An 11,357-nucleotide genomic window follows, 5' to 3' on the forward strand; every position below is an offset into this window, starting at 1 on the left:
GGCATGCCTGCCTCTTGCTCCTTGATCATCCCAATAATCTGCGCCTCGGTAAAACGGCTCTTCCGCATTCGTCTACGCCTTCAGGGTTGGGCAGACTCTACATCATGGTGAGGGATTTCGCGGGGGGCAGGTCAGCTTGCGTGGATCAAGCGAAGCGCCAATGTATCATCGACCTCAGGTTTTAGCCCGACTTCCGCACAATACTCCTCGATCATACGATAGAGCGGCTCCTCATCCACTCCCTGACATAAGGGTTTTGGTACGACCTTGGTAAGCCGCCGGTTCACTTGTTCATCAAAGCGCGTGATTTCCGCCAGGCGTTGAGTGCCACTGAGAATGGGGATTACGGCGGATTCATTCTGCATCAGCGATTTCAACATTTTCAGCATATCGTCGATTTCACGCGCAGAACCAGAGAGAAACATGTCGTGCGCTTCATCAAACCAGAGAACAACGATACCTAGAAGAGCGAGTCTGTGTCGGACGACTCCCCAGATTTCCCAGGCAGATGCTCTCGGTGATACGTCTACTAGACCTGTAGCTTTTAGAACCTCCCGACCGAGACTCTTCAGAGTAGCCGGGCTAGGAACTTGGATTCGCAGGAACTTCGGCGGATCGCCTGCCGAAGTCGGTTTTAATGCAGGGTGTGTTGATAGCACTCGATCCACAGCAGTTGTTTTGCCAGAACCCGAGCCTTCGATAAGGGCAATACCGCGAGTTTCAAGGTTGCCTGTAAACCGCATCGGTTCAGCAATAAGGCTCCCTTCGTCGTCATGTTTCAAGAGCCTGTTTAGCTGGCGCAGAATTTCTTCATCACGCTCAGTAGAAATGTGAAGACCCCGGAGCGTAGTGAGAGATTTACTCCAGCTATGTTTTTCTACGCAGCCCATTATTGATCCCCCTTTTCGATTTTCCAGCTTTTCGTCTTGGTCGCTTTTGGTTTCGTAGGAACGGAACGTGTTGATGCCTTAGGTGTAGCTTCAATCCGGGGCTCTGAAGGTCGCAATGTTCGGCCGAACTGCCCCGAAGGACTTGTGGTCGGGGCTTCTGTTTCCGCAATATTGAAACCGCAAAAAAGTGCTTCTTCAGCAGATGCGATGCGCTCGGAATTCCAAGGCTGTGTGATTAAACCGAACTCCAGAGTACGTTCGCCATTCATTTTCTGAATGGCACTAATCGCGTTGCACACGACATCATCGCGCCATTTAAGCTTAGCGGGATCGCTTGTCTTCAGGCTGCGTCGCGCTGTGAGCCATTGTTGCGCATGCACTCCGTCGAAAATACTTAACACGGCCTGTACCTGATGCCACTCATCACCCAAGCGAACTTCAACGGCACCGATATCATTGGCTAGCCAGCGTACATTCAAATCCTGTTTTCCGAATTTGTTGTACCAATTCGAAAGCATCTCTGAGTGGTATTTGACACCGAGAATGGTCACACCGTATTTATCCAGCTGCCGTTTAACAGTAACACCAAAAGCGAGCCGGTCGTTGCGTGCGGATGGGCTAGCTTTCAACGTATAGTTGCCATTCGTCATGTCATCGTCCCACTGTTCGAGCGGTGTTTTACCCCCCAGGCCCAAGTGTGGCGTATTGTGGTAAATATCCACAATCCACCGGACCAGCGCGAAACAAAGGTCCTCAGGTTTCAAACAGGCAAGTGCCTCTGAAGGATGACTTCCTTTTTCCAGTACGGACGAGAACGTTCGTCCGTTTAACCGGGGCAAAAGGTTCATCGACGCTGTACGGAAAAGGCGTTCTACGGTTCCCCTCATACTTGGCAATCCAGCAATTGAACGTTCATGAGTGATGCCCAAGTCGCTACACGCAGCCGAGAAATTCAATGCTTTAAAGGCTGATCCATTATCTGTTACCAGCGTCTCTGGGGTAGCGGCCATATGCCATCCCGAAACAGCGCCGACAGCATCCGCCCAAACGCCCTTGTCAGAGGTCGTCATGCGGAGACAATCAAGGGCTGCGCAGGAAGTCGGATTCAGGGTTAACTTCATCCCCAAGACGCAGCGTGTCCGACAGTCAATCGATACCGTGATCCACCAGCGCCCCGAACTATTATCGAGCCCTACAAGCTGAAGTTCTTCTTTCGTGAACAGCGACATGAGACCTGAAGCAGCCATAATGGTGATCAAATCGATCTTCCATTCATCCATCTCTACTCGTTCGTATGGACGACAAACCTGCAAACCGGAACTAACCGGTCTGAAAATCTTTACTGCTTCTTCGAGACCTTTCCTCTTCAAAACCACCTGAAACTTATCAATGCTGCGGATGGCATTACGAACAGCTTGGCGAGAAGGAACTCGAAGCGGTGTCAAGCCTTGAGCGTTGCGTTTCATATTCTCTTTGTGGAACGCTACTTTGACGTCGTCCGCCGTAGTCTTTTGGGATGGCCGGTTCAGCGATAGATAGCTTTCGTAAACAGTGCGCATCAGTAGCTCCTTCTCCTCGGCACTGAAGTAGCTTGTCCGGTTCCCTCGATTTGCAACGGAGTCGGCCAAACCTGTCATTCCGAAATCGTTGAACAAAGCGAGCCATTTTCGAAGCGTTCGCGGATGCACAGGCGCTACCGACGGTGTGACGCACCCGCCACGAGGTTTTCGACGCAAACCATCGCGAATTTCGTTTTCGCGCAAAATTGTTTCAGGGCTTGGAGCCTCCTCTAACAAGAACGCTTGTGCGCGCCGACAAATTTCGGGCATATTCTTTTCAATTGAAGCATCATTCACTGACACAAGCGCTTCATTGCGCATTTCCACCAAACCTGAAACCAAAGCGTGCCGTACATGAAGCCGCTTACGCTGCTTGTCGGTAAGTTGTGACATTTGAGAGCTAAAGTCTGCAGGACGACGCGTCGCCACATTTGGGTTATAGAAATCGGGCTCATGCGTAATTTCTTTGTTAGCATTTAATCGAGAAAGCAGGCCAAAATCGAACATTTCGGAGATGCCTGATCCGTCTGCATTCATCAAGACATAGCCATCTCGTGTTTGCTGCGCCAAGCGCAAAGCACGCTTTCGGATCGTGATCTTGTCGTGAGGCTTGATGTGAAAACGGTTGAAGTCGGTTTCAGAGTAGCGGGTCATTTTACGACCTCCATTTTGTTTACGAGAGTTTGTGGGTTGATAACTTCATGGTTCACAGGACGGAGATGATGATCCCGAACTAAACGGAGCAGAGCACGGTAGCCCTTCTCGTTTAGACCGGTCCTGACGGTTAGATCCCGAAGCGAAAGAGCTCCCGAAAGCTCAGATACGGTCTTCAAAGCAATGTGATCTGCTTCGGGATCAAGTTCGCGAACAGCCGCCAACTGTCTTGCGTTACTTTCGCTTATGGGATCGATGTCCCTCTCAGTGACCAACCTGACCTCGTCACAGAATCCGGCATCAAGTGCGTGACGCGTGACGTCCTGCATTTCTGCAAGGAATTTTCCTGAACGAAGGCGGACTTCGGGTTTGACGGTAAAGGCAATCTTACGGCCACTGTCTAAAACCGCGATCAAGTCAAAGTAGTGTTTCTTATTACTTGCACCGTCGCACCATTCGAAGAGCACTTGCTCTTTGATGTGCACAACACCTGGCAAGTCATTCACCACAAACAAAGTACGCAATTCGAGATGGGACTCCGCCTGAAATCGACGGCCGTTGTCGCTCCCTAAAACGACATGGGCCGTACAGTGGCCTTTGGAGGCCTTCGCAATAGGACGATCTGCCTGCGAAGCAGCAGGTAGTCGAATACTAGTTGTGTTATTGTACATATCTCTTCATCTCACTTTTCTAGGCGACAACCCCAAATCAGGGGAAATACACCAAGTCGGACTCTAATATGGCGTATGAAAGACAATCCAACCGACACAGCAAACGTCTGTTTAAGATATTTTGTTATTCAATAAAAATTATGATTGAATATCCACAATATTTTCACCTCAATCATAAATAGATAACATATTGCGCTCACTGAAATACCAATTCAGCTTTCAAAACAACATTAGTTTACACATCCGCCACCTTCTCCAGCGAAAGCCCCGACCTCTCACGATCACTGACTACTTTCACGCCCTCACCTAAAAGCCTTTCCATATCTTATCTACATCACCAAATTTACTTCTCCTCATATCGTGAAACCGAGAACCAGAAAAGTCAACAACCTACTGTTTTACATGTATTAAATGTGAATAGCATACATAGTTCATACATTTTCAATGCATAAATACTTCTCGCTCACCATCTATTAATGATATTTTCTTGAAACGCTGCTTTTCCAAATTCGTTTCATTTCCCTGAGTTTCTGGTTCATTCTGGATTCAGGACCCACCATCGGGGCAGCGATTCGGGTATAGAAAGTACTTCGATGGAGAAGGATCTATAAACCGTGACATCGCGCTGCTTGAGGCCACTGTTCCTCAACCAGATCGGATGAGCACCCAAGACTGTAAAGTCATAGTCAATTATGACGGTATATATAGCACCCAAATTTGTGCGTTTGAGAATATCTTATATTCACCTGTGTTCAAAAACTTCCGCAATCTCTCTATTGGACTTTCAGGGGGGATCTGAACCGGATCCATACAAAATAATAGTAATGAAGATAATTAAGGTTCTTGCACACTCGGGTGACCGTATAGTGCGCTGCCCACCTCAAACTGGATACAGTCAATACCTGCCATTTGCGAGCTATTGATCTTTCACGGAAAGGCGACGAAAAATGCCTATCCCAACAACAACGCGCCTATTAAGTGCAAGCGCCCATCCGACCTTGATCGACTTTTCTCCGGCCTACCCGTGAGCACAAGGCCCGGCCTGGTGATCAGAACAGTGAGCTTTGCCGGCCACCCGACCAGCTTGGAACCGAGTAAAGCCAGCAAACTTTAACTTGAGAACATAACTGGAACATTGCAAGATGGCGTGTGAGTTTCAAGTGAGCGAATTAGAGATGGCGCTGACAATACAGATCCATATTGACGGCCAATGGCGCGACGCAGCGCAGGTCGGGTTCACTGCTAACCAAGGCGGTATCAATAGCGGAGCTTGGCTGAGCTACGAGACTGACTATTGGGCGGAACATGCTTCGGTTGATGCGTTGGAGGGACCAGTTACCGACCACCGTGCTGTGTCGGTTCAATTTCCTGTCGACCTCACTTATCACACGCTAGACAGGTGGCCCTCGTTTCTCCTTGATCTGCTGCCTCAAGGGCCTGTGCGTGGTAGGATCGCGCGAGAGCAGAGACTGCGTCCAGATGATCCTAAGTTGGATCCGCTGCTTCTGTCGATCGCAAGCAGCACGCCGGTTGGTAACACTCGTATCCGACAGGCGTGGGAGCGCGAGCAAAGAAACATCCATCAGCTTAAGTGTCCGTCGCTCACCGATGCTGACGTCCTTTCTCGCAGTTCCAAATTGACTGATGTGCTTGATACCTATGTGAAGAGAGCTCCAGGTGCGACCTGCGTCCAGGGCGAATGGCCGAAGGTTCTTCTTACGCGATCAAAGCGCGACGGTTTCTTGTACCCTGACCCATATTTGGGAACTCAGGACGGAGCTGAACATTTCATCGCTAAGTTAGCCAAAACTGGAAGGCACACAGATGAGCTTATTCTCGCGTCAGAGGCACCCTATCTGGAAATGGCTAGGGTCGTCGGCCTCAACTGCGGCGCACCACTGAAATACGGCAAAGGTATCCTGATAATTCCTCGGTTCGACAGGTTTGCGTCATCGGAACAGGTCTTGCTGCACGGCCAAGAGAGCCTCTACTCCGCTATGGGTGTCACCGAATTCGGCGCTCGAAGGTCGCACGAGGATTACTTGGCTGTAATCGATCAGTTTAGCGATGATCCTGTCGCTGACCGTATCGAATACCTTAAGCGAGACGTTCTAAACATTGCCGCAGGAAATCCTGACAACCATGGCCGAAATACAGCTTTGTGCCGCTATGCCGCAGGAGGCACACGACTATCGCCAATGTTCGATTTCGCTCCAATGCGCCTGTCCGATGCCGGTATCGCAAGAGCAACTCGCTGGCGTTGCCTAGGTAGTTCAGACCCCGGCGGAGACTGGTCAACCGTATGCGAAGCTGTTGCGTGCGACCGATTATCATCGAATGACGTCAGAGACATTCTCGTCGGCATGTTGCCGCAATTGTTTGGGATGCGCGATATTGCTGGTCAGCTAGGCGTTGCTAGTGAAGTCATCAAACAAGTGATTTTCGTAGAAGGTATGGCGAGCGTAATCGAAGCTCTGAAAAAAGTTAATTCTCAAACGTAACCGCCCCAATATTGCCGCAGCGATTTCACTTTGATGCGTGCCACCAGGTCGATGTCTGAGCTACTCCCCATTTGCTGGACTGGATATGGCGTAAATTAAGCTACTCGTTGTACCTGCTGATCGGGTTGGTTTGCGTCGAGGCCCTCTATTGAGCGCGAGCGTCTATCTGGCCCAATAGAAATCTGGTAGGTAATAGCCATGAACCAACTCGCGCCTAAATGGGAATTTGTGTCAGACAACGTCATGGGCGGTGTATCGAGCGGTTGCATCGCAGAAGAATTCGTTGGCGGCCACCACGCCACAGTTCTTCGCGGCACAGTCTCGCTTGAGAACAACGGTGGCTTTATCCAGATGGCATTTGACCTTCACGAAGGTGGTACGGATGTCGACGTAAGCGCCTGGGACGGCATCGATATGGACGTATACGGTGATGGTGGCACCTACGATGTTCGGCTTCGCACGGCGCAGCTATCGAGACCTTGGCAATCTTTTCGCGCCGATTTTGTGGGTGAGCCATATTGGCAAAAGGTCAAAATTCCTTTTTCTTCACTGGTATCACATCGGGTGGACGCAGACTTCGACCCAACTTGCCTTAGACGGATTGGGATACTGGCTATAGGACGCGCACGAGATGCCTGTATTGCAGTATCCAATATCGGGTTTTACTCGGCGAACTAAGTAAAATCCCTGCGTGCGCGCCCACAGGACTGAAGATACTATCTAAGATCGTTGCACCGCAGGTCAGCTTTCATAAGGTTCTGGCGAGATACTGGCGCGACCTCTTAACGACATTGTTGTGTAGGTCGGCATGGGGATCAAAGCGTAGAGTTAGATTTAGACAACCACTGTACTCAGGCACCTAATGTACAAGGGGAATTCAACCGTTTTTACAGGTTACCCTCACCTACCGCACCACCGGCAGGTCTTCCATTCGCGTGGTATAGCGAGGGCTTCGATGATCTGCCCGCAATCGCCACGCCTGCTTCATACCTTCGCTGGCAAGCACCATCGTCTTCTTCCCAAACCGTGCGTTCACGTCATCCAGAGCCTTCATCAGCGCCGGTGATTTCGGACGCGCTTGATCGAAGAGCGTTTGAGGACGATCTTCGAACCGCACCAGGTCATTCAGCATGATACCAGTCTTGGTAAAGCCAAAGCTTCCAGCGTCCGACTTTGGCCATCCGGCTTCCGCACAGCGTCGTGCGGCTTTAACAAGGTCGAAGGTATCCGACGACATCGGGGTCATTCGAGTTGTTCTGGATGCAGTATACTGGGGACGATCTGGCCGGTGTTTGTTGGTGTGGAAAAACACAGTCAGCGTACCAGCGACCAAGCCGTGCTGGCGTAGCTTTTCAGCGCCCCGTGATGCGTGCGCGGTGATCGCCTGGAACAGCGTGTCGAAGTCTGTCATCGGAGTGCCTGCTGATCGTGTTACAGCCATACCTTGGCGCTGTGGCTCTACGTCTTCATAGGCGAGGCAGGCCTCACCCTGTAGCTCCAATACGATCCTCTCCAGCACCACGGTGCCGACAGCCCTTGCCTGCCGGATTGGCAGATCACGAAGATCAGCTGCCGTGTGTACACCCAAGGCTTTCAACTTGTCGGTGGTCTTTCGACCAACGCCCCAGATGTCTCCAACTGGCACGCGCGGCAGCAGCCAGCTTGCAAGGCTCTCGTCCACCATATCCAAAACCCCAGCAAAGATGGGGTTCTTCTTGGCAATGTCATTCGCACATTTAGCAAGGGTCTTGGTTGGGGCGATGCCGATGCGTACCGGCACCCCTACTCTCCTTAGGACCGCTGCACGCAGTGCCTTGGCATGTGCGGTGCGATCCTTGAACCCGACAAAGTCGAGGAAGCATTCATCGATGGAATAGATCTCAACGTTTGGCGTAAAGTCTTCGTAGACCTCAACCACCCGACGAGAGATGTCGCCATAGAGTGTGTAGTTCGAGCTGAAGACGCGTATGCCATGGGCATCAACCTTATCGCGGATGTGATGCAGCGGAGTGCCCATCTTGATCCCCAAAGCCTTGGCCTCATCGCTGCGCGCTATGGCGCAACCATCGTTGTTGGATAGTACGATTACGGGGACGTTCTTTAGCGTTGGATCAAATATCCTCTCAGCGCTCACATAGAAGTTCGCACTGTCGCTGATGGCAACAGGCCGCTTCATGCCAAGTCGTAACGCCGGACAACACCTGCGATAACGCCCCAGATTTCGCTATCCTCTGTAAGTTCGACGTCGGGGAACTGTTCTTGGCTATTCGCAGGAGCGAGGTAGTATCTGTCGCCACGCTTACGCAGAATCTTTGCCGTCACAGCACCGTCTACTACGGCCAGCACGGCTCGCCCGATGCGGCGCTTGCCAGCACGGTCTACAGCGATGATATCACCATCACGCATCTCAGCGTCCCACAGGCAGTCCCCTTCTATGCGCCACCAAAATGTGGATGAAGGATGTCTAACGACCCAGGCCATAGGGTCGATCTCATCTTCGAGATCGTCTCCAGCTGGCGAAGGAAAACCTGCGCTGACTGGTGTGCTGACAATTCGAACAGATTGGGAAGGCATGTGGACGGGTTTATCAACAGGGTAAACTGGCATGGGAATCCCAAATGTTCTCTATTTGTTCTCAATCTGCGATTCACCCGCCCGATGTCAAGTTTGGTTTGTGCGATGCGGACTGGAGGCTGGCATCAGATCGAACCGAGGTTGTGAACTCGACGATGGAGAATAGCACCCTGAGCCCCTGCCGTGTTTACAGAAGGTGAAGAGTGCCTCACTGCAAGGGTACCGAATGAAGCATATCGTCAGTGTCTAACTTCAAAACACTGCGCCAGAGAGGACTTTTAAACACATGGACAGCGCGCATTTCCGCGCCCTGGTCTTGGGTCGACATCAGCAGTCCGGCCCATTCAAGCGGTCGCAAAACGCAGGCCTTGAACGCGTATGTATTCCGCCTGGAAGTATTGCGGTCACTCTCCGGTTCACCATAGAACTTTTGATATAGGGTAACTTCGCTGATGCCGTGATCGGCCTCTACGTTGATCACATTCATCCAAACGTCCCAATTTCCGAAGGGTTGGTCATCAAAGCGCGCATAAGAGGTGTGATCGACCTCGTGTACAAAATACGGGATCAATTCGACAAATAGGTGCCCGGGGCATTGGGCCAACTCTTTACCACGCTTGGTGAGCCGGAACTCGTCTTTGAAGTGGCGACCAAGGCGTAATTCAATCAGCAGGAAGTGCAGCACTTCGAGCGGGGCGAAGTCAGCTTCGTTGATCACCCTATGATAACGGAACACCTCATCCGCATCTTCTCCTGGCCAGTCAAAATTCTGTACAGCCCAATGAACGAACGTACGCTTGAACGCCTTGATTTTAGTGACCCCTATCGATCCGTGTTCCTGCGTATATTTTAAGGTCAGAAGAGCTGCCCGTAGCAGCGGTGAACGCATGAGGTCGGGATGGTCTTCAGCCAAGGTTTGGTATTCGATCATACCTGAAAGGTGTCACACACCGAACCGCAGCGCCATTATATTCGCATCAGCTACGTGCGTATGTCATAGTAAACACGGCATTAATTAAATATCTTATTTCGTTCTGAAACTTCGCAACATCTCGCGCGAATATAGGAAGACCAAGTAGCGCCGATAGTGTTACCTTATAGAACGCTAGGGGCGGATTGCCGACATTCCCTGCGCTCCGCACCAACGGCAGCTATGCGCAGAAAGCGGACTTTGCAAAGTCCGCGTTGAAAAGATAAGAAACTTCCCAGTTGTTGAGCGCCGTCGCCTAATCACTCCCACCGTCTTCAGTCCGTTGCCTTTGGAAATTTTATGCCATCTTACTGCAGCTTTTTAGTCTTTAGGCCGGAAGACATTGACCTCGTACTGTCAATATGCTCGGATAAAGGCCTCAACGTCAGCGCAATCATTGACCCTTCAAACAGATATCGATTTTCCGATAGAGGGATGTCTGAGGCTTCTCAGGCGAGCGCATTGGAACTGGACCTTACCGGTGAACTTGGAAGACTTCTTGTTTTGGAAGAGGACGAAGGCACCACAAACAATTTCATCCAATTGGTTTGGGCTTCGAATGTAGTCCTTACAGGCTTTCCTGACAGAGAAACGCCAGCCACAAGCGGATTTCCGTTGCACGATGCCCTGGGCGAGCGAGAAAGTCTGTTCCAGAATGTGTTTCGTTCGGATGGATTTTTCCAGCGGTTCATTTGGCGTGAAACACTACCATCGGCGGTTGCTCTCGCGGCGCATGCTTGGGGGGAGAGAAAGCTGATCTATGCGATTTTCAAACTGGCTCAAAGTTATGAAACTGAAAGTGTCACACCTCACTCAATGCACCCACGGTATGGGCAAGCCTTTGAGAAGCACACCGATGAGTTTAAATCCCACGTCGGTTCATCAATCGCCATAAATCTTGCCTATTCGGCAATCGAAGAGCTCGGCCTCACAGTTCAGGCGAGTTCTAAAAAGTGTAGGTTCCTAAAAGGCACAACGGACTGGAATCCAGAGATATTGAGACCACTTCTAGCGCGTCTGAGCAAAAGCAATATTGAAGAAGATGCTACTATCGATTGGATCACACGTGGTGCAGCTACAGAGCTTAAGATGTTTTCGGGGATTGGGGTGGTCTCTGAGTTTTCGGATGGGGGCAAGATTCGAGACAGCAAAGTATCATTACCCTATGCGATTCAGTTCTGTGAATATTTGCGGAACATGCTGACCGCACATAAGTTTAAAGACGACACACAGCGTCTCGGCCCGTATGAGGTGTATAACTGTCAGACTGTAGCAAGATTTCTTCTTCTTAAGCGATGCCAAATGTTCAATGTCTGGACCGAGGATTTGAAAAGCAGATTTTAGAACGGTTGATCAAATCGTGTCTGCTTTGGGCTGGGAGCGGTCATTAGACGATTTTCGCCCGAGCAGCAGCTTCGGGCCGTTCGTGTCGACTGACATCTTGGGCGGAAAGCTGCCGTTCGCTGCGGGTGCAAATAACCCAACATACTGCCAGTAAAGCTGCCGTTCGCTACATACTCAACAAGGAGCTCCAGTTT

Annotated in this window: 9 protein-coding genes; 3 read left to right on the forward strand and 6 right to left on the reverse strand. The window is 50.8% G+C overall.

The features are described from left to right. Positions 1-131: 131 nt before the first annotated feature. Genes ACTRWK_RS00005 through ACTRWK_RS00015 form a run of 3 tightly spaced genes read right to left on the reverse strand, consistent with a single transcriptional unit; the run spans position 132 to position 3,774 of the window. Entirely contained in the window at positions 132-890 is a 759-nt protein-coding gene (locus tag ACTRWK_RS00005) for a TniB family NTP-binding protein (RefSeq protein WP_289084188.1), read from the reverse strand. Then, positions 890-3,103, reverse strand: a complete 2,214-nt coding sequence (locus ACTRWK_RS00010) for a DDE-type integrase/transposase/recombinase (protein WP_289084187.1) — start codon at positions 3,101-3,103, stop codon at positions 890-892. Before ACTRWK_RS00010 ends, ACTRWK_RS00005 begins: the two co-directional genes overlap by 1 nt. Next, a complete protein-coding gene (locus ACTRWK_RS00015; protein ID WP_289084186.1) occupies positions 3,100-3,774 on the reverse strand; it encodes a hypothetical protein in 675 nt (224 codons plus the stop codon). Before ACTRWK_RS00015 ends, ACTRWK_RS00010 begins: the two co-directional genes overlap by 4 nt. A 1,160-nt stretch (positions 3,775-4,934) precedes the next feature. On the opposite strand from ACTRWK_RS00015, the gene ACTRWK_RS00020 reads away from it, so the two are divergent. After that, entirely contained in the window at positions 4,935-6,275 is a 1,341-nt protein-coding gene (locus tag ACTRWK_RS00020) for a type II toxin-antitoxin system HipA family toxin (protein ID WP_289087341.1), read from the forward strand. A gap of 198 nt (positions 6,276-6,473) precedes the next feature. Next, complete coding sequence (locus ACTRWK_RS00025) at positions 6,474-6,953, forward strand: CIA30 family protein (protein WP_289084184.1); 480 nt, start codon at positions 6,474-6,476, stop codon at positions 6,951-6,953. A 226-nt stretch (positions 6,954-7,179) separates the two neighbouring features. Here ACTRWK_RS00025 and ACTRWK_RS00030 read toward each other — a convergent pair whose 3' ends face one another. The 3 genes from ACTRWK_RS00030 to ACTRWK_RS00040 all read right to left on the reverse strand — a co-directional run bounded on the left by ACTRWK_RS00030 (position 7,180) and on the right by ACTRWK_RS00040 (position 9,780). Further along, positions 7,180-8,451, reverse strand: a complete 1,272-nt coding sequence (locus ACTRWK_RS00030; protein WP_340271434.1) for a Y-family DNA polymerase — start codon at positions 8,449-8,451, stop codon at positions 7,180-7,182. Continuing rightward, on the reverse strand, positions 8,448-8,882 hold the full coding sequence (locus ACTRWK_RS00035) for a LexA family protein (RefSeq protein ID WP_462843732.1): 435 nt from the start codon (positions 8,880-8,882) through the stop codon (positions 8,448-8,450). The genes ACTRWK_RS00030 and ACTRWK_RS00035 overlap by 4 nt, the downstream gene beginning before the upstream one ends. A 175-nt stretch (positions 8,883-9,057) precedes the next feature. Beyond that, a complete protein-coding gene (locus tag ACTRWK_RS00040; RefSeq protein ID WP_340271455.1) occupies positions 9,058-9,780 on the reverse strand; it encodes a hypothetical protein in 723 nt (240 codons plus the stop codon). A gap of 501 nt (positions 9,781-10,281) precedes the next feature. Here ACTRWK_RS00040 and ACTRWK_RS00045 point away from each other — a divergent pair. After that, a complete protein-coding gene (locus tag ACTRWK_RS00045) occupies positions 10,282-11,163 on the forward strand; it encodes a hypothetical protein (protein WP_340271453.1) in 882 nt (293 codons plus the stop codon). Positions 11,164-11,357: the final 194 nt, after the last annotated feature.

Source organism: Sulfitobacter sp. G5_S2_6_S6, from assembly GCF_054968505.1.